This is a genomic window from Mesorhizobium sp. M0088 (assembly GCF_040322895.1).
In the GTDB taxonomy this organism is placed as follows: Bacteria; Pseudomonadota; Alphaproteobacteria; order Rhizobiales; family Rhizobiaceae; genus Mesorhizobium.
In genome coordinates, this window is the sequence record NZ_JAMYUI010000023.1 from 103,966 (window position 1) to 128,221 (window position 24,256).

The following is a 24,256-nucleotide window of genomic DNA, read 5'->3' on the forward strand; positions in this document are numbered from 1 at the left end:
CTCAGCTGCACCCGCTCGTCGAGCCGCACGTGTCGCACTTCTCGCAGGTCCCGTTACGCACCATCGTGAAATTCTGGCACTCGGAGCAGGAATTGCCTGTGTAGCCCTGGAGCAGGGATCTTGCGCGGCGGTCGTTGGCGAGTTTCTTGGCTTCCGCCGCCTCCATGGCCGCGGCGTCGGTGAACAGCGCAGCCGTGGCGTCGGAAGCAACACCCGCCGCTTCCTCGAAGGCGATGTCCTCGGCCAGTTCCTTTGCCCGCTCCTCATAGTCGCGCTTGTAGGCGACCGCTTCGTCGCTGGCCGGCTTCAACGCCAGCACGTTGGAGCCGGAGAAGGCGGTCGGTGCCGAGCGGGCAGGGGCGCCCGAGGGGGCCGCAAAGCCTTTCGGATCATTGCCGCTGACGCGCGACACCAGCTTCACCGGCGAGGCGCCACGGGTCAGGCCCTTGGAGACCGCGTCGGTCTTGCCTTCGCTGATGCCACGGCCAAGTGCGGTGTTGGAAAAGTCCGACTGGTCGACATGGGCGAGGTCGTTGCGGCCGAGATAGGAGATCGCCAGTTCGCGGAACACGTAGTCGAGGATCGATGTTGCGCTCTTGATGGCATCGTTGCCCTGCACCATGCCGGCCGGCTCGAACTTGGTGAAGGTGAAGGCGTGCACATATTCGTCGAGTGGCACGCCATATTGCAGGCCCAGCGAGATTGCGATGGCGAAATTGTTGAGAAGGCCACGCAAGGTCGCGCCTTCCTTGTTCATGTCGATGAAGATCTCGCCGAGACGGCCATCGTCATATTCGCCGGTGCGCAGGAAGATGGTGTTGCCACCGATCTTGGCTTTCTGGGTGTAGCCCTTGCGGCGGCCGGGCAGCTTTTCCTGCTCGCGCGACACGCGCTCGATGATGCGCTCGACGATCCGCTCGGTGATCTGTGCGGCACGTGCTGCCGCAGGTGCGGCGAGCAGTTGCTCGATGGCTTCATCCTCATCGTCCTCGCCATCGGCGAGCAGCGAGGAGTTGAGCGGCTGCGACAGCTTCGAGCCGTCGCGGTAGAGCGCGTTGGCCTTCAGCGCCAGCTTCCACGACAGCATGTAGGCGCCCTTGGCGTCTTCCACCGTCGCATCGTTGGGCATGTTGATGGTCTTGGAGATGGCGCCGGAAATGAAGGGCTGTGCAGCCGCCATCATCTGGATGTGGCTGTTGATCGAAAGCGAACGCTTGCCGATCTTGCCGCACGGGCTGGCGCAGTCGAACACCGCCAGGTGTTCGGCCTTGAGGAACGGCGCGCCTTCCAGCGTCATCGCACCGCAGACATGGATGTTGGCGGCCTCGATATCTTTCCGGGAGAAGCCGAGCGCCGGCAGGATCTCGAACGAGAAGTCGTTGAGCTGCTCGTCGGTGAAGCCGAAATTCTCCTTCACCCAGTCGGCGCCAAGCGTCCACTGGTTGAAGACGAACTTGATGTCGAAGGCCGATTTCAAGGCTGCGTTGAGCGCGGCGATCTTGTCGTCGGTGAAGCCCTTGGCCTTGAGCGCGCCGGGGTTGATGGCCGGCGCCTGGTTGAGGTTGCCGTGGCCGACCGCATAGGCCTCCATCTCGGCGATCTGGGCTTCGGAGTAGCCAAGCGTGCGCAGTGCTTCCGGCACGGCGCGGTTGATGATCTTGAAATAGCCGCCGCCGGCCAGCTTCTTGAACTTCACCAGCGCGAAGTCGGGCTCGATGCCGGTGGTATCGCAATCCATGACCAGGCCGATCGTGCCGGTCGGCGCGATCACGGTCGCCTGCGCGTTGCGGTAGCCATGCTCCTCGCCGAGCTCGATGGCGCGGTCCCAGGCGGCCTTGGCGTGGGTCGCAAGGTCCTGCTGCTTCAGGTCGGAAGCGACCAGCGGCACCGGGTTGACGGCAAGCTTCTCGTAGCCCTGCTTCTCGCCATAGGCGGCACGGCGATGGTTGCGCATGACGCGCAGCATGTTCTGCGCATTGCGGTCGTAGTCGGCGAAGGCGCCGAGTTCGCCGGCCATCTCGGCCGAGGTGGCATAGGCGACACCGGTCATGATTGCGGTGAGTGCGGCGCAGATGGCGCGGCCTTCATCGGAGTCGTAGGGAATGCCTGATGTCATCAGCAGGCCGCCGATATTGGCATAGCCGAGGCCGAGCGTGCGGTATTCGTAGGACTGCTTGGCGATCTCCTTCGACGGGAACTGCGCCATCATCACCGAGATTTCGAGAACGATGGTCCACAGCCGCACCGTGTGCTCGTAGGCTGCGATGTCGATCGTGCCGTCGGCGTTGCGGTAGGGCAACAGATTGATCGAGGCGAGGTTGCAGGCCGTGTCGTCGAGGAACATGTATTCGGAGCACGGGTTGGACGCCCGGATCGCACCGGCCGATGCGCAGGTGTGCCAGTCGTTCATCGTGGTGTTGAAATGCAGGCCCGGATCGGCCGACGCCCAGGCGGCGTAACCGATCTTTTCCCAGAGATCCCTGGCCTTCAGCGTCTTCAGCACCTTGCCGTCCTTGCGGGCGGTCAGGTGCCAGTCGGCATCGTCCTCGACGGCGCGCAGGAAATTGTCCTTCAGCGACACCGAATTGTTGGAGTTCTGGCCCGAAACCGTGAGGTATGCATCCGAATCCCAGTCTGTGTCGTAGGTCTTGAACGACATCGAGCTATAGCCCTGCTTGGCGAACTGGATGACGCGGTAGATGTAGTTCTCCGGCACGGCGGACTTCTTGGCCGCCTTGATCTCGCGCTTCAGCGCGGTGTTGATGGCCGGGTCGAAGCAGTCGTCGCCATTGCCTTCGCAGTTGACGCAGGCCTTCATGATCGCTTCGAGATGTTTCTTGACGATCTTCGAGCCGGTCACCAGCGAGGCAACCTTCTGCTCTTCATTGACCTTCCAGTCGATGAATTCCTCGATATCGGGGTGGTCGGCGTCGACAATGACCATTTTGGCGGCGCGGCGCGTGGTGCCGCCCGACTTGATGGCGCCCGCCGCACGGTCGCCGATCTTGAGGAAGCTCATCAGGCCCGACGAGCGGCCGCCGCCCGACAGCTTTTCGCCTTCGCCGCGCAGCAGCGAGAAGTTGGAGCCGGTGCCGGAGCCGTATTTGAACAGGCGCGCTTCACGCACCCACAGGTCCATGATGCCGCCCTCGTTGACGAGATCGTCCTGCACGCCCTGGATGAAGCAGGCATGCGGCTGCGGATGCTCGTAGGAGGATTTCGACTTGGTCAGCTTGCCGGTGAACGGGTCGACATAGAAGTGGCCCTGGCTCGGGCCGTCGATGCCATAGGCCCAGTGCAGGCCGGTGTTGAACCATTGCGGCGAGTTCGGCGCGACGCGCTGGGTGGCCAGCATATAGGCAAGCTCGTCGCGGAAGGCGCGCGCGTCTTCCTCCGACCCCTTGAAGTAGCCGCCCTTCCAGCCCCAGTAAGTCCAGGTGCCGGCAAGCCGGTCGAAGACCTGACGTGCGTCGATCTCGGAACCGTAGCGCTCGGCTTCCGGCAGCTTCGCCAGTTCCGCCTCATCGGCGACGGAGCGCCACAGGAAGGAGGGGACGTCGTTCTCTTCGATCTTCTTCAGGCGCGCCGGCACACCGGCCTTGCGGAAATATTTCTGCGCCAGGATATCGGCTGCGACCTGGGAGAACTGCGCCGGCACGTCGATATTGTCCAAGCGGAACACCACCGAACCATCCGGATTCTTGATCTCCGAAAGCGCCTTGCGGAATTCGATCTCCGCATAGGCAGATTGTCCTGGCTTGGTGAAACGACGCTCGATGCGCATTGGTCCGGTCCCTTTTGTCTATATATAGCGCTTTCCTCCAGGGATTTCTGCCCCCGATGCGAAACGCGCATGTCCGCCGTCTGCCGGGCGTTCGAAAACGGCCGGCTCTCCATTTTCGCGGTCTCCGCCGGCCCTGCTGGTCAAACTCCTTGCGAAGTACCTGTCCAACGCGCCGACGAACCCGCGGGTCCCTCAAAACTGATTTTTTTCCGATTCCCCCGATCGAGGGAAATTCACACTATCTAGCGTCGAACCTACCTGCAAACACTAAATATAGTATTAACAGACAATTTATTCAAGCTCGACAATTGTCCCTATCGTCCCCAACCGCCCCACAATCCCAACGCTTCCGCCGGCCTCGTAAACGGGCGGAAATGCGAGCAAAAACGCACATAATCCGGGAAAAAGACCGGGCTCAGAACTTTCCGGTCGCACTCTCAACAGGAGCACATGGCCTATAAAAGGCGACTCGTTTTGCGCCGTCAAGGATTCGTTTGCGTAGCTTTTGTGACCCCAACATCTTGTGTGTCACATATGTGGATAACGGGGATAGAATGCAGGCGCGGATCACGATTTTCCGCGCGCAAGCTTGCCCCGGCGTCAGCCGTAATGCAGCCGGGGCTTTGGCTCGGTGCCGGTGAACTGCACCCCGATACGGTCGTTGCGACGCCACCGGACCTCGCACCGATAGGCAATGCCGTCGAGCGGCACATAGAGAAGGAACCGATCTGGGACCCGGGCTTCGAGCGGTATCTTCAGTTCGGCGCCGCCGTCGTGCTGGTTGCGCAGCGTGCAACCGACTTCCGAATTCGAAATTCCGGTGATGATCGACCCACCCTTGAGCACGCGCGGACGATGCTCGCGCTGGGGGTCGTCGGACTCGTTTGGAATTGGATTTGCGGGATTCGCCATCGATCAAAAATACCAGAGCTGCCGAATCCTACCCTTGATTCCTTAGCAAAGCATTCATGTCGAAGCGCGGCAACGCGTGTCTAAAGCGTGTCGCGCTTGAACGGATTCAAGCGATCCGCTTTAGGTCCTTGCTTTTATGCATGTCGTTCTCCCAAAACCGAGATCACTTTTGGGCGACATGCATTAGCCTTTGCAAGCCAGTCCCGTTTTGCAAAGAGAGCGGTGTGGCCGCCCGTCAGGAGAAGCTGTGCGGGTCGGCGCAAAAATAGGCGATGATCTGGCAAAGGTCGGGTTCGTTGACCATGCGCACCGCTTCGCTTGCACGGACCCATTTGCGGGTGCGTGAGTGTTTTTCCTTCCAGCGGTCCGCGACTTTGTCGACATGCAGTGGAAACACCAGGACCTCGCACGGCACTTCTTCGCCGGAAGCCAGGACCTTGGCGTAGAAGTAACGGCCGGCTTCAAGATGAGAGACACGGCCGCGCAGCCCGGCCTCCTCGCCGGCTTCGCGCGCCGCGGCCTCGCAGAGCGGCTCCCTGGCCTCTGGCCAGCCCTTGGGCAAAACCCAGCGGCCAGTATCGCGGCTGGTGATCAGCATGATTTCGACGCCGTCTCCCGTGTCGCGCCAGGGCAGGGCGGCAACCTGCAGGCGGCACGGCGCCGTGCCGAAGAGCCGTCGGACCCTTTCGGCCAGATGATTGTGTGTCGTTGGCCTCGTCAACATCGAAGAAGCTAGCCCCAGCCTCCGGAATCGTTTGCCGTCTCACGAATCTTACGGCTAATTGTCGGCAATAAAAGTAAAAAATTTCATTCGCCTGGCCGATTTCCGCCAATAGATGTCGATTTCGCAAAATATCCGGCCCTGCCGGACCTGTTTGCGAAAGCAATCATGCCCGGGTGCAAGCTGCTGGTCTGTAACAGGCAGGTAGTTGCGAATCAGCCGGCGTGGTCGTCGGCGATCGGCTTCTGGTAGGTGAAGCCCATGTCCCACGGGAAATAGATCCAGGTGTCCTGGCTGACTTCGGTGACGAAAGTATCGACCAGCGGCCGGCCTTTCGGCTTGGCATAGACGGTGGCGAAATGCGCCTTGGGCATCATCGCGCGCACGATGCCCGCCGTCTTGCCGGTGTCGGTCAGGTCGTCGATGATCAGCACGCCGGCGCCGTCTTCGGCGAGCAGGGCAGGGGTGATCTCCTTGAGGACCTGCAGCTGCCCCTGGCTGGTATAGTCGTGATAGGAGGCGACGCAGACCGTCTCGATGACGCGGATGCCGAGTTCACGCGAGATGATCGCCGCGGGGACCAGCCCGCCTCGCGTGATGCAGACGATCGCTTTCCATTGTCCCTTGTTGGCGCCGGCAAGCCGCCAGGCGAGCGCCCGGGCGTCGCGATGGAATTGGTCCCAGGAGACCGGAAAGGCTTTTTCGGGAAGGGACATGTCGCGCACTCCACAGCACGCGGGGATCGCGCGCAGGAAAACAGGGGAATGCGCGCGGAATTAGCTGGAAAGCCCCCATCTTGGCAAGAGCAATGGGCCTTGGCGAAGGCAAGGGCCAGCGATCGCTGTGGACCTACCGCGACAGGAAGGCTGCCACCGGCGCAGTGCGCAGCACGCTGCGCGTCACGCCGCCGAACAGAAGCTGACGCAGCCATGAGTGGCTGTAGGCGCCGAGCACCAGCAGATCGGCGCCGGTTTCCGCGATTCTGGTCTGGATAATGTCATCGACCGAATTGCCGCCCGACTGCTGCACCGAGACGCTGACGGTGGCGCCGTGGCGCGACAGCGCCGACGCGATTTCGGCGCCGGCGGCCTCCGGGCTGTCGTCGAGCGTTTCAGGAGGGTCGATAACCAATATGTCAGTCTTCTCGGCTTCGATGATGAAGGGCAGCGCGTCGAAGGCGGCCCGCGCCGCTTCCTTGCTGCCGTTCCAGGCGAGCAAGACGCGTTTGAAGGTGGTGATCAGCGGACCCTCGTGCGGCACCACCAGCACCGGCCGGCCGGCATCGTAGACCAGCGTGTCCACGTCCGCGCTGGAATCGCCGCCCGTTTCGCGCTGCGCCGCTATGATCAGGTCGGCGGCCCGCACGCTCGAAATCCCGGTCAGCGCGCTGTCACCCGAAAAGCTCTCCAGGCTTCGCCACTCGAAGGAAAGACCGGAATCCTCGATATGTCTGAGAAACAGCGCCTTTAATTTCTCGGCCCGTTCCCGGTTCATGTCTGCCGAAACCTGCAGGAATTCGGTGTCGGGAAAGCCTGTGGCAGAGGTGTAGGGCACGGGAAGCGTTTCGGCGTGGATGCCGACCAGATGGCTCTGGAACCGGGTGGCGAGCGGAATGGCGCAGTCGAGCACGCGCTCGGCGTCCTGCTCGTTCTGCAGAATGGCGACGATGGTTTTGAATCGCATGACAATCCCTCGATTTACGAGTTGGTGAACTCGTGCCGGGGAAACGTTGCAGCGTCGTGCTTTGTTCCGGTCTGGACCAGATCAGCCGGGATTGCTGGCGAAGCCGGCGACCATCGCCTCGGCGTCGGCGCGGGCGGCGTCCAGCGCCTCCTGGTTGCGGGCACGCACGACCAGCTCGGTCCAGAACTTGCCGTCGCCATATTTCGGGTAGGAGCCGATGATCGTATCGGGATGCGCTTTCTGGATATCACCCAACGGCCCGCCGATGAGGCCTTCGCCGAACGGGCAGGGCACGGTCGCCGAAAGCATCTTCGTGCCGGCCTTCAGCGTCGGCACGACATTGTCGAGCATGGCCTGGAAAATCGATGGCACGCCGGCCATGACGTGGACGTTGCCGATGCGGAAGCCAGGTGCGACCGACACCGGATTGTCGATGAGATCGGCGCCGCGCGGCATCCGCGCCATGCGCTTGCGGGCCTGCGTATATTCGATGCCGCGCGCGGCATAGCTTGCTTCCAGCATCGCATAGGCCCGGGCATCGTATTCGCAAGGCACGCCAAAAGCCTTGGAGATGGAATCGGCCGTGATGTCGTCATGCGTCGGACCGATGCCGCCGGTGGTGAACACATAGGTGTAACGGCTGCGCACGGCATTCACCGCGGCGATGATCTCGTCTTCCTCGTCAGGGACGACACGCACTTCCTTCAGGTCGATGCCGATCGCCGTCATGATGTCGGCGAGATGGCCGATGTTCTTGTCCTTGGTTCGGCCGGACAGAATCTCATCGCCAATGACGAGCATGGCAGCGGTCACGATTTCAGGCATGGAAGGCTCCGGCAAGGCGTGTGGCCTGGGAAGGCGAGTGGTCTGAGATAGCGCGGCGCGACGGTAGCCGCAATGTCATCTTCGCGCCGCCAAGGCGAGCCGATGACGTCAAGGATTTAGGTTCGAACCGTTCGAGGGAATAGGGCACATGCAGCAATTCGTCGTCCCGGAGCGAACCGCCGCGTTCATCGAGCGCATCGCCGGCCGGGCTTTGCTGGTCAGGGCCTCACCTGAGCCTCACGACAATTTCAAGGAACCATTCGGCTGACTACCGGGTTTCATGAGTGTCGCACCAAGGCGGCTAAGATACGGAGTGATTCAATGGTTACAAAAATTCTCGCAGCATCTGTTCTGACGATCGGTCTCGCAACATCGGCGATGGCGCAGTCACTGGACGACAGGTATTCCAACAATCGCGACTGGTGGCTATTCGGCAACAACGATCAGACAACTGTCGATCCCTATACCACGGGAAGCATCAGTGACGGCTCCGGGTTGAACACCCAAGGCAATACCGGCGCGATAGGCCCATGTGCCCACAACACGCCAGGCCCGGACGCTAACGCTGGGCAAAACGTCAACGATCAGTATTGCGGCAAATAGCCAGAACGCGATTTCCGAAAAGCGGATACCGATTTTCTGGAAAGCCATGTTCAAGGGCTAGTCCGCAAGGCCAATCGCTGGCCGCTGGCGCGTCCTCTCTCGGACGGCGCTGCGGTCGGCGCCTGCCGGACCGCTCAACATCAACCGCGAAAGCGAATTAATCTGACACTTCTGTCTGCGGCCGGTCGCGGCCGTCGGCCAGTTCTTCGTGCCATTTGCCTTCGGCGTCCTCATACTGGATGCCGTCGGTCGCTCCGGCGACCTGCTGCTCGGCCGAGGCGATTTCGGCCGCACGCAATGCGTCCTGATGCGTGGGGAACGTCTCGGAAAAGGTCGCTCCGACCTTGTAGGCCCAGCCGCCGTCATGTTCGACGATCTTGTAAGTCAGCTTCGCCATGGAAAACCTCCGGTTGAAAGGTCCGTCTGCTCAATGCAGCCGGTCGTCGGGCAGTCTGTCGTCGGGCACCAGCACTTCCGATTCCTTGGCGGCTTCAATCAGCGCCCGGCGCGCATCTGCTGTCGAACGATAACCTTCCAGCACTTTGAGGCAAGTGTCGAGGGCATCACGATGGCGCGGGCCGCGATTGAGCGGCCACACCGTCATCAGGCATTCCGCGGCCTCCTGGGCGCTGCGGATGTGGCGATATTTGCCGACGTGGCCAAGTTCGACGACGACCGGCACTTCAAAAGGTTTGTTGTCCATCATGGCCGCAACGCAAAGCAGCCAATTTGGTTGCAACCATGGCCGTCAGCCTGCGCCCAAACGTCTCAGAGGCTGTTTGAAGGCTCTACACCTGCGGTCTGCGCCGCAACCGGCAAGAATGCCCCTGAACAGGTTTCCTCCCAAGCCCAGCCACGCCCACTCCACGCCAACAGCTTGCGGACGGAATAGCAGCGGAGCACCGTCAGGCCGTCTGGAGGCAGGAGGGCGCGCGTGTCGGGAGCGCGGACCGTTCAGCCCGTCGCCTTCATCCAATGCTGCATCGTGGTCACCGAACGGGCAAGCTGCGGCGCCGGGTGGATCGTTTCGCTGAATGTGGCCGCCGCACGCCATCCCCAGCGCGGATCAGCCAGGAAGGCCCGCGCCAGCGCCACCATGTCGGCGCGGCCCTCGGTGAGGATCGCTTCGGCCTGCTTGGGGTCGTCGATCAGGCCGACGGCACGGGTCGGAATATCAGCACCCTTGCGCACCGCTTCCGCCAGATGCACCTGATAGCCAGGGCCGGTGGGCAATTTCTGCAACGGCGAATTGCCGCCGCTCGAGCAGCAGAGATAGGCAACGCCCTCGTCCTTGAGCGCTTTGGCCACTTCGATCGCGTCCGCCACGTCGAAGCCGCCATCGACCCAATCCATCACCGACAGCCGCGCGCCGAGCATCAGCTTTGGCGTAGCCTTGCGCACCGCCTTGGCGATCTCGACGACAAGACGCATGCGGTTTTCCAGCGAGCCGCCCCAGCGGTCCGTGCGCTGGTTGGACAAGGGCGACAGGAACTGGAAGATCAGATAGCCATGCGCGGCATGCAGTTCGATGAAATCGAAGCCGGCGCGTTCGGCCCGCCTTGCGGCTTCGGCGAAGCGCTCGATCAGTTGCAGGATCTCCTCGTCCTCCAGTGCGTGCGGCACGTTCCAACCGGTGTCGTAGGGGATGGCCGAGGCGGAGACGGTCTGCCAGGGATCCTCGTTTGGCTGCAGTGGCCCGCCGCCTTCCCACGGCTTGCGGTTCGAAGCCTTGCGGCCGGCATGGGCGAGTTGGGAGCCGAATTTCGTGCCGGGTGCGGCGACGCGTCGTGCGGCATCCAGTGCGCGGCGGGCGGCGGCTTCATTGTCTTCGGAATAAAGGCCGAGGCAGCCATGGGTGATACGCCCGCGCCGCTCGACATCGGTCATCTCGACTGTGACCATGCCGGCGCCGGACATTGCGAGGTTCATCCAGTGATGGAGATGCCAGTCACTGGCCGAGCCGTCGTCGGCGGAATACTGGCACATCGGCGCGACGGCGATACGGTTGGGGAAAGTGAGGCCGTCGAGGGTGATCGACTGGAAAAGCGACGCTGTCATGAGAAACTCCGGGAGGGTTCGCAGCTATTTAGGCGACCGATGGCGCCTGCGCCAGACACGAGGCGGTGAAAGGGGTTCTGGACCAATCACTGACGGGATTGCCGAAATGCCGGTTCGCGGATACGCCTCGGCAATGCATGGCGCCCAAAAGTGGCCCGGTTTGGGAGAGCGACATGCATAAAACAGGAGCATAAAGCGCGACGCGCTTTTGCATGGAGACCACGATGGAAGATCGTATTCGCGTCCGTTCGGAGGAAATCCTCTCCGACGACTGGGCCGTCCTGAAGAAGACCGTCCTCGACTACCGCCGGCGCGACGGTCAGTGGGAGACGCAAATCCGCCAGACCTATGATCGCGGCGATGGCGCGGTGATCCTGCCTTACGATCCCTCGCGCTCGACCGTGCTTCTGGTGCGCCAGTTCCGCTATCCCGCCTACGTCACCGGCCACCGCGAGCCGCTGATCGAGGCCTGTGCCGGCCTGTTGGACGAAAACGATCCCGAAACCTGCATCCGCAAGGAGGCGGAGGAAGAACTCGGCTACCGGCTGCAGAACGTCGAGCGGCTGTTTTCGCCCTATATGAGCCCCGGCAGCGTCACCGAACGTCTCTGGTTCTTCATCGCCCGCTATTCACCCGCCGACCGCATCTCGGCCGGCGGCGGCGCGCAAGAAGAGGGCGAGGACATCGAGGTTCTGGAAATGCCGCTCGACGAGGCACTGGCGGGCATCGCCGATGGCCGCATCATCGACGCCAAGACCATTATCCTGATCCAGCATCTGAAGCTCAACCCGATCGCCGCCTGAACGGCGCCGGTCCTCCTTAGCCAAGGCTTCGGGAGGACACACCTTCATCTATTCGGGTGGCCCGCCACCCGAAGCTCGAAGAGCGAAGGATGGTGCGGATGAAGGGACTCGAACCCCCACGCCTTTCGGCACTGGAACCTAAATCCAGGGCGTCTACCAGTTCCGCCACATCCGCATGGACCGGCAATCCCATGTGGCCATCATTCTGTCAATGTCGGAGACAAGATGTAGAGGTCAGGGACAAGATGTGGTCAGGTCCAAATGCTGGTTATTCGCCGGGATGCGAAGACTGTTGAAAATTGGCCTCGCCTGTGACAAAAGGCGTGTCAAATGTGACGGGACGCGACGATCCGCTTCTGCAGAATGTGATAAGAAGTAGGAAAAACAAGAACTTATTCACATTTTGGAACGCAGTTTGGGAGAGTTTGAGCCGGGTTTTCGGTCAAATCGCCAGGTTCCGTACCAAAAGCCATTCCCGGCAAGAATATACCGGCAGGCTGTGAACGGCAGAGGCCGTGGCAGTCTCATTGGTGAAAACAAAGGTTTTACGATGCAGGTCACCGAAACGCTCAACTCCGGTCTCAAGCGAGAGATCAAGATCACCGTGCCGGCCGGTGACATGGAAGCCAAGCTGATGGCGCGGCTTTCGGATGCCCGCAACAAGGTCCGCATCAACGGCTTCCGCCCGGGCAAGGTGCCGGTGCAACACCTGCGCAAGGTTTACGGCAAGTCGTTCATGGCCGAAGTGGTCAACGAAATCCTCAATGATTCGACCCGTTCGATCATTACCGGGCGTGGTGAAAAGGCTGCCATGCAGCCCGAAGTCATCATGACCGAGGACGAGAAGGAAGCCGAGAAGATCCTGGCCGGCGGCGCCGACTTCGAATTCCGCCTCAACTACGAGATCATCCCGGCGATCGAGATCAAGGACTTTTCCGACATCAAGGTGACACGCCAGGTGTTCGACGTGCCTGATGCCGAGATCGACGAGCAGGTCCAGCGTGTTGCCGAATCGGCGCGCAGCTACGAGCCGAAGACCGGCAAGGCCGCCAATGGCGACCGCGTCACCATCGACTATGTCGGCAAGATCGACGGCGAAGCCTTCAATGGCGGCGCGGGCACCGATCAGCCGCTGGTGTTGGGTTCGAAGGAATTCATCCCCGGCTTCGAGGATCAGCTGGTCGGCGCCAAGGCCGGTGACGAAAAGCAGGTCACCGTGACGTTCCCGGAAAACTACCAGGCCGCGCATCTTGCCGGCAAGGAAGCGACCTTCGACGTCACCGTCAAGGAAGTGTCCCAGCCCGGCGCGCTGGAAATCAACGACGAGACCGCCAAGAACCTCGGCCTGGAGTCGCTGGAGCGCCTGCGCGACGTCGTACGCGGCCAGATCGAGAACCAGTTCGGCGCCATGACACGCCAGAAGGTGAAGCGCCAGCTGCTCGACCAGCTCGACGCGGCTTATTCGTTCGAGGCGCCGTCGAAGCTCGTCGACGCCGAGTTCAACAACATCTGGGCGCAGGTCAATCGTGACCTGGAAGCAGCCGGACGCACCTTCGCCGACGAAGAGACGACGGAAGAAGAGGCGCGTGCCGAGTATCTGCGGCTTGCCGAGCGCCGCGTGCGTCTCGGCCTGGTGCTGGCTGAAATCGGCGAGAAGGCCGGCGTGACCGTATCGGACGAAGAGCTGCAGCGCGGCCTGTTCGAGCAGGTGCGCCGCTATCCGGGCAACCAGCAGCAGGAAGTCTTCGAGTTCTACCGCAACAACCCGGAAGCGTTGAACACGCTGCGGGCGCCGATGTTCGAGGAAAAAGTGGTCGACCATCTGCTCGGTCAGATTTCGGTCACCGACGTCAAGGTCAGCAAGGAAGAGCTGATGGCCGACGACGAAGAGGACGAGACCTCTGTCAAGGCGAAGCCGGCGAAGAAAGCCGCCGCCAAGAAGGCCGACGCCAAGAAGGCCGACGACGCGGAAGAGCCCAAGAAGAAGGCCGCGCCGAAGAAGAAGGCCGCCGAATAACACCAGCGCTCCGCTGAAACAGGAAGGCCGCCCTCGAGGCGGCCTTTTTCGTTGCCAAACTGCAACAGCCGCCATGCTTCGCGAGCGGCGGCCTGTGGCGACCAAGCTTTGATCATTATCTGCGCTTCTATTGCAAGCCGCTTGGTTGTTGGAGGGCGTGTTGAGACTGTTCGTCGAATTGGGACACGCTTCGGCAATCGCGCTGGTCCTTGTCTCGGTCTGCGGCATCGCCCAGGCCGGCACGGTGCCTGACAACTGGCGCTTCGGCACGAGTGAAGACGGCCTCGTCACGGCCTCGCTCTATGCCACCAACAAGCTGATCACCGGCGGCGGTGCCTTGAGCTACAGCCCGATCCTGACGATTGCCTGCCGGGCAAACGGCGAGCCGCATTGGACTGAATGGCTGCAATTGAACGACGCTGTTTCGGCCAGCCGCAAGATCACCATGTCGATCACGGTCGATCAGGAGAGCAAGTTCGATGAAAGCTGGGCGGTCGGGCCGCGCGGCCGGATGCTTGTGCGCGATGGCGCCGATGGCATCCGGCGCCTTGTTGCCGCGAACCGGCTCCAGCTTTCGTGGCGGTTCGGGCTGCTGGCGGGGCGCGGCGAGGCCGATTTCGACCTCGCCGGGTTCGGCGAAGCGGTCAATCAGGTAGCCGGCAGCTGCAACACCGATCCGCCGTGAACGGATCGTGAGCCAGGGCGGCGACAGGAATGGCTTGCTCAGGACCTCAAAATCTCTTGCTCAGGACCTCCGGCTGTCAGAACGCGACGACATCACCAGGCAGTAGCGCAAGTTCGGCCACGATGCCGCCGCCTGTCGTGGCATTGCTAACCGATCCATTGATGTTGGCGGTGCCCGCTAGCGGCACCATTTTTCGACGGCAATTGCAATTGCCTTGGTGCAATCGACGAGATCGCGCACCGAAACGCGTTCGTTCGGCTGATGCGCCTGCGCGGGGTCGCCGGGACCGAAATTGACGGTCGGCGTGTTGCCGAGGCCGGTCGGCAGGCCGATGTCGCTGTGCGCGCCAAAACCACTCAGGACCGGCGAGAGATTGGCTTCTTTGACGGCCTCCTGGAAGACGCCGACAAAGGGATTGTCCGAGGGGATTTCGGCGCAATCGGCGTCGAGGATCCACTCGACGCGGGCGGGGTGCTTTCGCAGGTATGGGTCTGCCTGGCAGACATTGGCTATGTGCTCTTCGATTTCGCGTTTGACGTTGCCACCCAGTTTGAACTCGTCGTGCTCGCTCGGCAGATATTGAGCGTCGATGATGATCTCGCCGCGCCCTGCCATGGAGGACGGATGTTCGCCGGCGCTCATCTGGGTGACGATGATCTGGTTGGGCAGGTCCATCAACGGATGGTTCTTTCTGGGATCGAACATCCAGCGCCGGTTGAGGATGTCGATGCCGTCGAGGATTTGCCGGCAAAGCTGGACGGCATCGACCGGGCCGCTCGAATACCAGGCATTGGGCGTCAGCTCCGCATGCCCGCCTATGCCGTCAATGATGATCTTCCCCCACAGAATGCCGTGACAGAGCGGTGCGATCTTGTTCGCCGTCGGTTCGGTCATGATGCCGGCGTCGGCGTGAAAGCCGCGATCGACCATGGCCAGCGACCCCATGCCGCCGATTTCCTCGTCGACGACGGTGGTGAAGACGACGTCTCCGGACAGGGGAATGTCGAGTCCCTTCAGGATCTCGACCGCCATCAGCATGCAGGCGACGCCGCCTTTCATGTCGACGGTACCACGGCCGTGTAGAAACCCGTCCTTGAGGACGGGCTGGAACGGGTCGGTCGTCCAGTGCCCTGCGGCGCCGGGCGGGACGACATCGATATGGCCGGTCAGCATGATGGAGCGACCGCCGCCCGTGCCCTTCAAGACGCCGCCGAGATTGGGCCGGCCTTCGAACGTCCTGCCTTTGTTGGCGCCGGCCCGCCCCTTGTATTTTTCGTAGAGTGCTGGGCCATCCGGGTCCCATAGATCGGTCGAGAAGCCGAGCGCCTCGATCCGCTTTTGCAGATAGAGCTGGCAATCACGCTCGCCGGGGCCGGCCTCCTTTGGATCGGATTTCACGATCGAGGGGAAGGCGACGAGATCGCTCAGCGTTTGGACGATACGGTCAGCGCTTGCCTCGACGCGCGCGGCAATGATCTCTTCCATGGACGGCATCATGATCTCCAACGTTGGGAAAGTCGGTCGGCGAGAAGGACGAAAACCAGAAGGGCGCCGACAATCCCCACCTGCCAAACCGTGTTGATGTTCAATTGCAGAAGGCCGGTCTTCAGCGTGACCAGCAGCAGGACGGCCGCGAACACGCCGCCGACGCCGCCACGCCCGCCGGTGATGGCGATGCCTCCAAGCATGGCGGCAGTCAGCGATTCGAGTTCGAGGTTCTGGCCGATATTGGGCCTGCCGCTGCCGAGCCAGGAGATCGAGACGAGCCCAGCGGCGCCGGCGAGCGCGCCACTCAAGGCGTAGAGGACCAAGCGAACGCGATCGACCGGAATACCGACCAGCCTGGCCGAGCGTTCGTTGAAGCCCATGGCGTAGATCCAGCGCCCCCACGCTGTCGAGAGCAGCACCAAACCGGCTAGCGCAAAGCAGGGGATGGCAAGGGTGAGAAAGGGCAGGGGAATGCCCATGACGACGCCGCGCCCCCACACAAGCAGCCAGGAGGGCACGCCTGCTTGGGCCGCGCCGCCGGTAATGGCAAGTGCAGCGCCGGAATAGACGAAGAAGGTGCCGAGCGTCGCGATGAAGGGGAGAAGCGCGAGCCCGTTCACCAGCCATCCGTTCAAGGCACCGAGCATCGCGCCGGCCAGGATGCAGACGGCGGGCAGCAGGACCGGCGGCAATCCCAGCTTGAGGCAAAGCATCGCGACGATGGCGGACAGCGAGACCGCACCGCCGACCGAGAGGTCGATGCCGGCGCCACCGGCCATGATGACCAGCCCTTGTCCAAGGCCGACCAGGGCAAGGATCGTCGAGAACTGAAGAATGGTGGTGACGGTGCCGAGATTGAAGACAGAAGGCTTGAGCGCCAGCAGGCCGACAATCACGATCAGCCAAAGCATACAGAGCAAAGCCAGGGTAAGGGCCGGGCCTTGCAGGTTGCGGAGCGTTTTCATGCGCGGGCTCGTTGAAATCTGCCGAGCGGCAATCGGTTGCAAACAGCTTCGAAGCCAAGCACGCCGATAATGAGAACGCCGGTGACGACAGGCTGCCAAAGGGAAGGGACACCGATCAGCAGCAGACCGTTCTGCAGGATTCTCAGAAGCAGCACGCCGAGCACGGTGCCGATCAGGCTGCATCTGCCGCCCAAAATGCTGGTCCCGCCAAGAATGACCGCGGCAATGGCATCGAGCGCCAGCGTGCTGCCGATCGTCATCTCCACATTGCGGTAGGTGGCGACATAGAACGTGGCGGCAATGCCAGTCAGCACACCGCTGATGACGAAGGTCATGAAGCGGATCTTGATCACTGGGATGCCAGAAAGCCGCGCTTTTTCCTCCGAATTGCCGATCGCCAGCAGATGCAGCCCATAAGGGGTTCGCCGCAGCGCCAGCCAGACGGCCAGATAGACACCGGCAATCACCAGGGCAGGGATGGGGACGCCGAGCACGCTGGTTGCAAGAAGATCTGTAAGGCTCGAGGGCAGGCCCGAAAGCCATTGCCCTCCGAGAAGTACGAAGACAGCGGTGCGGTAGACCCCGAGCAGGCCGAGCGTACCGACAATTGCCGGAACGCGGCCGAGGACAACGACGGTGGCGGTCACGCATCCCAGCAGCGCACCGACCAAAGGGCCTGCAATGAGCGCCAGCAGCGGATTGCCGCCGGCGCCGAGCACACGCCCGATGGCGATGGCCGCCAGACCCATGACGATGCCGATCGAGACATCGATGCCGCCCATGGCGAGCAGCAGGGTCATGCCAAGGCCGATCAGCAGCAGTTCGACACTGTTGCGCAAGACCGTGGCTGCATTGCCTGATGTCGCGTAGTGCGGCGATGCGACAGAAAAGATGACGATCGCCAGTAAACAGGCGACAAGCAGAGACCACTCCCGCCCGTTCATGGAGAAGACACCGTTTCCAAACTGCCGCACCACGTTCATCTCAGAGCTCAGAAGTTGAACTTGTCGACATTGTCCTTGGTGAAGACGGCCGGCGGCCCGAGAAGCAAAATGCCCTTGGCGGCATCATAGGTGACGGGCTTTTCCAGGCCGGCGACCTTGTTTTCCGCTTCGAAGCTCTTGCCGTCGATCAGCTGTTTGCCGGCCCAGACCGTGAGAAAGCCGAGTTGCTCGGGATCCCAGAGCACCGTGAAGCCGAAGGCTCCGCTCTTCAGGTAGGATCGTGCCGTGTTCGGGCTACAGTAGCCGGCACCGATGACCGAGCCGATCTTGCCTGCGGTTTCGATGGCCTGGGCTACGCCCGGGCATGTCGAGGAGGCGACGGCGATGATCGCCTTGATGTCCGGGTTGGCCGCCATCAGATCGCCTGATATTTGCGCGGCGCGTTCGGCGGTGCCGCCGGCGAATTGCGGCGCGAGCAGCTTCAGCTTCGGATATTTGGCGGTGGCTTGCTTCTGCATGAAGCCGATCCAAGCGTTGAGATTGGACGCCGTTGCCTCGCCGGAGACGATGCCGATGGTTGCGTCCTCGCCGACGCGCTTGACGAGTTCGTCGACAATGGTTGTGCCGAGGCCTTCGTCGGTCGCCTGCGCCACATAGACGGTGCGGCCGCTGTCGGGCGCGTCGCTGTCGCTGGTGAACAGCTTGATGCCTTTCGCCTTGGCGCTCTCGACCACGGGTGCGATGCTGGAGGCATCGAGGACGCTGACCGAGATCGCCTCGACGCCCTGATCGATCAGATTCTGGACGATCTGCAACTGGTCGACCGGATTGGTGTCGACGGGACCGGAATAGATGAAATCGACGCCCAGGTCCTTGGCGGCGCGATTGCCGCCGGCTTCCATGGCGTTGAAGTAAGGGATGCCGATCAATTGCGGAACGAAGGCGACCTTGTGTTTGTCCGCGGCATGCGCCGCGGTTGCAATGGCGAGTGACAGTGCGGAAGCGGCGAGCACTTTCTTGAACTGTGAAAGCATGTGTTTGAACCTCTCTGGAAATGACGTGCGTTTCAGTTTGTTTTTTCAAGCGCCCGCACGTCGGGATGAGCGCCTGTTATGAGCGAAACGACTTCCTCGTGATCGGTATCGGCCGCCAGCCGTTCGGCCACCTTGCGGCCGCGCCGGAACACCACGATGCGGTCGGCAACCTCGAAGACTTCGGAAATGTTGTGGCTGATGAGCACAACGGCACAGCCGCGCGCGGCAAGCCGCCGTGTCAGCGCCAGGACCTTGCGCGTTTCGGCAACGGCAAGGGCCGCGGTCGGCTCATCCATGATGACCAGCCTGGCATTCAGATTGAGCGCCCGGCAGATTGCGACGGCCTGGCGTTGGCCGCCCGACAGACTGCCAACAGGCGCTTCTGGATCGGAAATATGGGCGTCGAGCTCCTTCAGCAGGCCGTCGACGCGCTGGCGCATTTCTTTGCGCTTCAGGAACGGAATGCCAAAAATGGAGCGTTTCAATTCACGGCCGAGAAAGACGTTTTCTGCGATCGACAGGTTCTCCGAAAGCGCCAGTTCCTGAAAGATCGTCGCGATCCCCGATGCCGCGGCATCCTTGGGCGAGTGAAAGGCGACCGGATTGCCCTCGATCACAAGCTCCCCACCACTGGGCGGATGAGCGCCTGCCAGGATCTTGATGAAGGTCGATTTGCCGGCGCCATTGTCGCCGAGAAGCGCCAGCACCTCGCCGGAGCGGATCTCCAGATCGACATTTGCCAGCGCGGTCAGAGCGCCGAAGCGCTTGGCGATGTTTCTGGCGACAAGAAAGGGCTCTGTCATGACGGGTTCCCCGACGATTGCGGATCGGCTAGGCGGCGTTGCTGACCCAGCGCAGCACGTTGGTCCAAAGCCGCGCGTAGCCAGGCCATTCGACAAAACTGTTCGGCAGCCAGTGAGGACCGATGTCCGATGTCCAGACCAGCGTACGCCCTTCGCCATGGCGCCCGGTAACCAGCAGGGGATGGCCGCCCTGGTCCTGCGGCAGCCGCGCCAGGACCTCGACATCGTCGCGATCACGGGCGATGACCTCGTTGGCACCGAGCAGCAGCGGCCATTCGCCCTCGATGCCGGCAAAAATCGGATGATCCCTGGAACCAGTGATCTCAGGACGAAAGCCTTCCGGAATTTCGAGCCGGTCATCATTGGGAAGGCAGGTCACCGGCAGCGCCTCCTCGACCGCCGTGCGATGCCAGCGCGCCTTGCCGTCAATGCCCTGGAAGCTGAAATAGCCGCCGATCATGATCAGGCCGCCGCCGGCCAGCGTCCAGTCGCGCAGGAGCTTGAGCCGGTTGGGAACCGTTTTGCCGTGCAGCCAGACATCGGGGTGGAGCAGGAGCGAATTCGCGCCAATGTCGGACAGGATGATCGTCCTGTATTGCGACAGCCCTTCCATGGTGAAAGGCAGCTTCTCGACGGCCTCGTGAGCGGGCATGTAGTCGAGATCGAATTCGCTGTCCTTCAAGGCGTCCACCAGGGGTGTTGCGCCCAGGTGAAAGGTGACGCTGCCGAACTGGTCGAACCCCTTGTAGTGGGTCGCCGAACTCACCCAGCTTTCGCCGACGAGAAGGACTTTTGTTTTCGCCATGATCATACTCTCCTGATTTCGTCGGTTGATGCGGTGTTCCGCGCCAGGTCGAAACGTCGATAAGCCATTGTTTCAACTGGCCAGCACGGCATTGTTCGCCAGGGCCGCAGCCTTCAGCGTGGCAAAGTCTGCGATGTAACCCTGCGCGCCTTCGACCGTTGTCGTCAGGCTCGCCCCAATTGCCGCATAGCGCGCGGCGTCGTCGAGCGACGCGCCATGCAGCCAAAGGGCAAGGAAGATGCCGGCAAAGCTGTCGCCGGCGCCCGTCGCGTCGACGCGATTGACCGGCAGCGCCGGCACCTCGATCTGCGGACCGCCATTCGCCGGAAAAACGACGGCGCCGAACTCGCCGAGGGTGAGCACGACCGTTCCCCGTTGTTTGATGCGTGATAACATCGCTCGCACCTCTTCGATCGTCGTTGCCATGCGGCTGCGAAAGTCGAAGATCTCCCGTATCATCACATCGTTGATGAAGGTCAGATCGATCTGTTTGACCATCTGCGAGAAGGTTTCCGGCGTGCGTGCGCTTTTGGGAAGACCGGCCGAATGCAGGCTCACCTTCCAGCCCGCCTGATGAAAGCGAGCGATGGACGCGGTCATCGTCTCGTAGTGGAAGCCTTCGATATGAAGGCAGGCCGGGCGTTGCTCGGGCTGGATATCCAGATTGGCTGTCAGGTCGACCTCGCCAAGCTCGAACGGTTCGCTGATGATCGTCCGGCTGCCATTGCGCTCGATGATCACGATCGCCTGGGAGAGGCGGTTGTTGGGCGTGTTGCGGATCGGCAAGGCGTGGACACCCAGTTTCGAAAGCGCGCCGAGCGCCCAATCGCTCTCTGGATCCTGGCCAACTGCTGTCGCCAGTTCAACGTCCAGCGCGTAGGGTGCTCCGATGCCGGCGGCGGCAACCGCGAGATTGGCCGCGGGGCCACCCAGCGCCTTGTCGATGTGGCTGGCGGTGATCCGGTCGTCGCGATGCGGCAGCACGTCGACGCGGCACAGGAAGTCGACACTCACCCTACCGGCGACCAGAAGTCTTGGCAGGTGATCAAGGTTCTTTGGCCTGTGTGGCGCGCGGCCCGGCAGTGAGCGCGCAAAGGAACTCGGCCGATACATCAGCGCGGCAACCGCCTTCTCGATGCGGTCGCGCGTGGCTTCCTTCAGGCTTGCCGTTCCATTGATGAAATTCGACACCGTGCCGATGGAGACACCGGCGGTTCGTGCGACATCCGCTATGGTCGGGCGCTTGCGTTGCAATGGCGGAGTTCCAATTGAAGCGTTTCAAAACGGTAGCAGCGAAAATGCGATGCCTCAACGGAATTGTCTTCTAAAAATCAAGAAAGCATTCCTCTCGATTGGAAGTTTAATCCAGAGATAGGGCGGACCTTGGGCCCTCTTTCCAAGATTGAACAATTTTCAAATTTTTTGGTAAAAGATTGTGCAGGCGAATTTCCTGCACTTCATTCGATCGCCCGGGCTTGATCGGACGGTCTTGGCATGCCCCCGGCCCGTCAGATCAGCAACAGGCCCTTCATGCTGGCATATCCCTTCCGCCCGACGATGATGTGGTCATGCACCGCGATGCCCAGCCGCTTGCCCGCCTTGATGATCTCCTTCGTCATTTCGATATCGGCTCGTGAGCGTGTGGGGTCGCCTGACGGGGTGATTGTGCGCCAACCCGTCGCCACTCCATATCTCCTTGATAGTTAATGGGAAAATTTCGATGGAGAAGTTAGCGAGGGCGGTTTCTGGGATGCGTAGCTCTATTCGGCGAGGTTCACGATTGCTCATGTTCCTTCCCGTTGGGTCGATTTGTCGCGCGACACTTAACGGTTTGCTGATTTGCCCATTGGTTTAGGTCGGCCACGGGATAGACGATGGACTTTCCAATCTTCACGAACGCTGGCCCGACGCGCATTGCTCGCCAGTTGACCAATGTCCCGGTCGAGATAGCGCCGCGACTTCGCGCAAGACTGAAAGCGGGTTCTGACCAAGGTAGAACCATCGCGGCTGCCGGCTAGAAAAAGGCCGGAGGGAAGTGCGATCATTTAGTCTGATGCTCCGGGCAGGATCAACCAGCAGCGCCCTCCGAAGGCGGAGCGAACACGGCGGATACTGTCGGCGCGCCACCACGCTGGTTACTGCCGAGCCGCCGGGAGCACCCCAGCGTAGAGTTGGCAGCGACCGATGGCCCGACAAAGTGCTCCGACCGTCTCAGGCGATGACTGCCTTGCGCCCTCTTTCCGGTCATTCCGAACTGAGGCTCAATCTCCCAGAGGCGGCCTTTGCAATGAGGTCTCTCTAAAATCCGAGGTCGCGATGCGGCACCAGTCCGGCGATGCGCGCAAAAGGCGCCCGATCCACGCACGTTGGATCGGCGTGAGCCGGGCGGCAATAGTGTTAATCGCCACGGTCTAAGAAGCGACGACTATCAGGGTGGTTAGTAGAAACTCGTGGGACAATTAGATTCTACTCGGCCACGCAAGTGTAGCCTGTGAAAGTCCGCGCAAACCTCAATACACTATCGGCTAGAACTGCCCGCCGACACTGGCTCTCACGCCGTGCCTATCGCTGTCCTCGAAGCCGAAGTTGCCGGTGTAGTCCAGCCCCAACCGCATGCCGTTATTCAAGTGAAGATCTGCACCCAACCCTAGCGTGACCTGGTTCTGCGCAAAAGCTTGTGTTTGAACATTATAAATCAAGCCTTCCGGAAGATCTGCGTAACGGATATCAACGGAGCTGTCGCCCTCAAACTCGTGCATATATTCAAGCCTTAGACGCGGGGTCAGTGTGCCGACTTCAAGTGCTAAATCGGTAGACGCCGCAAAGCCCAGCGAGCCACCAAAGCTGTCAACCTGCTGCCTGCCATAGGCAAGCGAGTATTCGCCGGCCCCTGTTTCCGAAAAGCCGTTCAAGATCGACGACGAGCCCGACAACCTAGCAAACGGCGTCAGCTTCCACGCTCTCAGCTGCGTGTCATACCCCGCGGTAAGCGATGCGTAAAACTGGTCACCATCTCGGTCGCCGCTCCCAAACGCACCTGAGCTCGTATCAAAACGCCTTGAGTTGAAGTCGAATGAGCCATAGCCGATCAACGCATCGACAAAGAAACTCGGTGTTGCCATAAAACTTCCGTAGATAGCCGCGCTTATCGCTTCGCCGTCGCTAGTCGTGCCGTTTGTACCTATGTCACTGCTGTCGGTACTGTAGCCCAAAGAAATGCCGCCAACGAAACGCTGGCTGAAACGGTAGTCGATACCAGCCGTGAGATTGTAAGCGATCGAGTCACGCCCAGCCTCGCCTGCACGGTCAGTACTGCCAACATCGACCGAGCCACTCGTCCACATCGACAGGCCGAGCTTCTGCGCGCCGTCTTCACAAAGTTCGTTGAGTTGCGGCGTTGACAGTCTCTCGGTGCCGCCATCAGCGTCAGGACCGGAAAGCTGAACAGTGTTGGCAAGAAACTGGCGGCAGCTCTCGTCGTGCAGAGCCGCCATGCGCCGGTTGATGTTGTCCATCTGGCTCTGGGCGAACTGCTGCGCAGCCTGCGCCTGCGCCGTTAACAATCCGCGCACATCTGGATCGGTCGATGGATCGGGCCGCGCCTGCACGGTAATCGTCACGGTTGCGGGGTCGGATACGCCACCCGGCCCCGTTAGCGTGTAATTAACGACTACGACCCCTTCGACACAGGTGCTGCGTCAAACTGCAGAGCGTAATTGGGCGCGCCAACGATGGTTGAGACACCGCCCTCCACGGGAAGACTGGACACGATAGTTGCCGCCGAGAACGGCCCCCCGGTCGCGCCGGGCGTCAATGGCACAGTGACAGTCGCACCTGCCAAAACAGTGGCCGTCAAATTCGGTGCCGTTGGCGGAGCGGCATCGTCGTTGAGGATCGTGCCGAGCCCCTGACCATCGGCGATGGTGACATTGACCGGGTTGCTCAGGTTGAGCGTAAACATCTCATCCGGCTCGGAAATCGTGTCGCCATTTACCGGGATATTGATTGTCGCCGTCGTGGTACCAGGCAGAAACGTAAGATTCACAGACTGAGCCACATAATCGGAACCTGCAGTCGCTGTACCGTCGGCCGTCGCCACCTGCACGCTGACAGTGTTAGCGCTCGC

General features: G+C 61.5%; 22 protein-coding genes, 1 tRNA gene and 1 pseudogene. 4 read left to right on the forward strand and 20 right to left on the reverse strand.

Translation table 11 applies throughout. From position 1 onward, the window contains the following. Position 1: 1 nt before the first annotated feature. The 6 genes from NKJ67_RS25570 to NKJ67_RS25595 all read right to left on the reverse strand — a co-directional run bounded on the left by NKJ67_RS25570 (position 2) and on the right by NKJ67_RS25595 (position 7,925). Entirely contained in the window at positions 2–3,784 is a 3,783-nt protein-coding gene (locus tag NKJ67_RS25570) for a vitamin B12-dependent ribonucleotide reductase (RefSeq protein ID WP_352583868.1), read from the reverse strand. A gap of 600 nt (positions 3,785–4,384) precedes the next feature. Further along, positions 4,385–4,696: a PilZ domain-containing protein gene (locus NKJ67_RS25575; RefSeq protein WP_127322526.1), complete on the reverse strand. Its 312-nt coding sequence runs from the start codon at positions 4,694–4,696 to the stop codon at positions 4,385–4,387. Positions 4,697–4,931: 235 nt separating this feature from the next. Beyond that, entirely contained in the window at positions 4,932–5,420 is a 489-nt protein-coding gene (locus NKJ67_RS25580; RefSeq protein WP_023810435.1) for an NUDIX hydrolase, read from the reverse strand. A 212-nt stretch (positions 5,421–5,632) separates the two neighbouring features. Beyond that, positions 5,633–6,133, reverse strand: a complete 501-nt coding sequence (gene gpt, locus NKJ67_RS25585; RefSeq protein WP_057145797.1) for a xanthine phosphoribosyltransferase — start codon at positions 6,131–6,133, stop codon at positions 5,633–5,635. Between the two features lie 133 nt (positions 6,134–6,266). Beyond that, the gene (locus NKJ67_RS25590; protein ID WP_127272270.1) at positions 6,267–7,100 is read right to left on the reverse strand and encodes a universal stress protein; all 834 of its coding nucleotides are present in this window, start codon (positions 7,098–7,100) and stop codon (positions 6,267–6,269) included. An 81-nt stretch (positions 7,101–7,181) separates the two neighbouring features. After that, the gene (locus tag NKJ67_RS25595) at positions 7,182–7,925 is read right to left on the reverse strand and encodes a competence/damage-inducible protein A (RefSeq protein ID WP_352583872.1); all 744 of its coding nucleotides are present in this window, start codon (positions 7,923–7,925) and stop codon (positions 7,182–7,184) included. 321 nt (positions 7,926–8,246) lie between these two features. On the opposite strand from NKJ67_RS25595, the gene NKJ67_RS25600 reads away from it, so the two are divergent. Further along, positions 8,247–8,528 (forward strand): hypothetical protein, encoded by a 282-nt coding sequence (locus NKJ67_RS25600; RefSeq protein ID WP_084016230.1) that lies wholly within the window; start codon positions 8,247–8,249, stop codon positions 8,526–8,528. Between the two features lie 157 nt (positions 8,529–8,685). On the opposite strand, the gene NKJ67_RS25605 is transcribed toward NKJ67_RS25600, so the two are convergent. The 3 genes from NKJ67_RS25605 to NKJ67_RS25615 all read right to left on the reverse strand — a co-directional run bounded on the left by NKJ67_RS25605 (position 8,686) and on the right by NKJ67_RS25615 (position 10,586). Further along, a complete protein-coding gene (locus NKJ67_RS25605; RefSeq protein ID WP_013532013.1) occupies positions 8,686–8,925 on the reverse strand; it encodes a DUF2188 domain-containing protein in 240 nt (79 codons plus the stop codon). 30 nt (positions 8,926–8,955) lie between these two features. Beyond that, positions 8,956–9,234 (reverse strand): DUF982 domain-containing protein, encoded by a 279-nt coding sequence (locus NKJ67_RS25610; protein WP_013532012.1) that lies wholly within the window; start codon positions 9,232–9,234, stop codon positions 8,956–8,958. Positions 9,235–9,482: 248 nt separating this feature from the next. Next, entirely contained in the window at positions 9,483–10,586 is a 1,104-nt protein-coding gene (locus NKJ67_RS25615; protein WP_127321241.1) for an NADH:flavin oxidoreductase/NADH oxidase, read from the reverse strand. Positions 10,587–10,810: 224 nt separating this feature from the next. Between NKJ67_RS25615 and NKJ67_RS25620 the strand changes: the two genes are divergently transcribed. Next, positions 10,811–11,389, forward strand: coding sequence for an NUDIX domain-containing protein (locus NKJ67_RS25620; protein WP_127272271.1), 579 nt, complete (start codon positions 10,811–10,813; stop codon positions 11,387–11,389). A gap of 90 nt (positions 11,390–11,479) precedes the next feature. On the opposite strand, the gene NKJ67_RS25625 is transcribed toward NKJ67_RS25620, so the two are convergent. Continuing rightward, a tRNA-Leu gene (locus NKJ67_RS25625) sits at positions 11,480–11,564 on the reverse strand. Positions 11,565–11,939: 375 nt separating this feature from the next. Here NKJ67_RS25625 and tig point away from each other — a divergent pair. Both tig and NKJ67_RS25635 read left to right on the forward strand, forming a co-directional pair. After that, positions 11,940–13,406, forward strand: a complete 1,467-nt coding sequence (gene tig, locus NKJ67_RS25630; protein ID WP_127270945.1) for a trigger factor — start codon at positions 11,940–11,942, stop codon at positions 13,404–13,406. Between the two features lie 160 nt (positions 13,407–13,566). Then, on the forward strand, positions 13,567–14,091 hold the full coding sequence (locus tag NKJ67_RS25635) for a hypothetical protein (protein ID WP_352583876.1): 525 nt from the start codon (positions 13,567–13,569) through the stop codon (positions 14,089–14,091). A gap of 177 nt (positions 14,092–14,268) precedes the next feature. Here NKJ67_RS25635 and NKJ67_RS25640 read toward each other — a convergent pair whose 3' ends face one another. The 10 genes and pseudogenes from NKJ67_RS25640 to NKJ67_RS25690 all read right to left on the reverse strand — a co-directional run. Further along, on the reverse strand, positions 14,269–15,585 hold the full coding sequence (locus NKJ67_RS25640; protein ID WP_127270153.1) for a M20 family metallopeptidase: 1,317 nt from the start codon (positions 15,583–15,585) through the stop codon (positions 14,269–14,271). After that, positions 15,585–16,544: an ABC transporter permease gene (locus NKJ67_RS25645; protein WP_352583878.1), complete on the reverse strand. Its 960-nt coding sequence runs from the start codon at positions 16,542–16,544 to the stop codon at positions 15,585–15,587. Before NKJ67_RS25645 ends, NKJ67_RS25640 begins: the two co-directional genes overlap by 1 nt. After that, entirely contained in the window at positions 16,541–17,527 is a 987-nt protein-coding gene (locus NKJ67_RS25650; protein WP_352583880.1) for an ABC transporter permease, read from the reverse strand. The genes NKJ67_RS25645 and NKJ67_RS25650 overlap by 4 nt, the downstream gene beginning before the upstream one ends. 8 nt (positions 17,528–17,535) lie before the next feature. After that, the gene (locus NKJ67_RS25655; protein WP_352583882.1) at positions 17,536–18,522 is read right to left on the reverse strand and encodes an autoinducer 2 ABC transporter substrate-binding protein; all 987 of its coding nucleotides are present in this window, start codon (positions 18,520–18,522) and stop codon (positions 17,536–17,538) included. 32 nt (positions 18,523–18,554) lie between these two features. Continuing rightward, positions 18,555–19,325: an ATP-binding cassette domain-containing protein gene (locus NKJ67_RS25660; protein ID WP_127271196.1), complete on the reverse strand. Its 771-nt coding sequence runs from the start codon at positions 19,323–19,325 to the stop codon at positions 18,555–18,557. A gap of 28 nt (positions 19,326–19,353) precedes the next feature. Next, entirely contained in the window at positions 19,354–20,130 is a 777-nt protein-coding gene (locus NKJ67_RS25665; protein WP_027036876.1) for a glutamine amidotransferase, read from the reverse strand. Between the two features lie 72 nt (positions 20,131–20,202). After that, the gene (locus NKJ67_RS25670; protein ID WP_352583885.1) at positions 20,203–21,384 is read right to left on the reverse strand and encodes a carbohydrate kinase family protein; all 1,182 of its coding nucleotides are present in this window, start codon (positions 21,382–21,384) and stop codon (positions 20,203–20,205) included. 254 nt (positions 21,385–21,638) lie between these two features. Then, positions 21,639–21,804 (reverse strand): annotated as a pseudogene (locus NKJ67_RS25675) (JAB domain-containing protein); the annotation flags it as partial. Positions 21,805–22,655: 851 nt separating this feature from the next. Beyond that, positions 22,656–23,750 carry an autotransporter outer membrane beta-barrel domain-containing protein gene (locus NKJ67_RS25685; RefSeq protein ID WP_352583889.1) on the reverse strand — a complete coding sequence of 365 codons (1,095 nt, stop codon included), beginning with the start codon at positions 23,748–23,750 and terminating at the stop codon, positions 22,656–22,658. 50 nt (positions 23,751–23,800) lie between these two features. Then, the coding region (locus NKJ67_RS25690; RefSeq protein WP_352583891.1) for a Calx-beta domain-containing protein at positions 23,801–24,256 on the reverse strand (456 nt) is incomplete at its 5' end.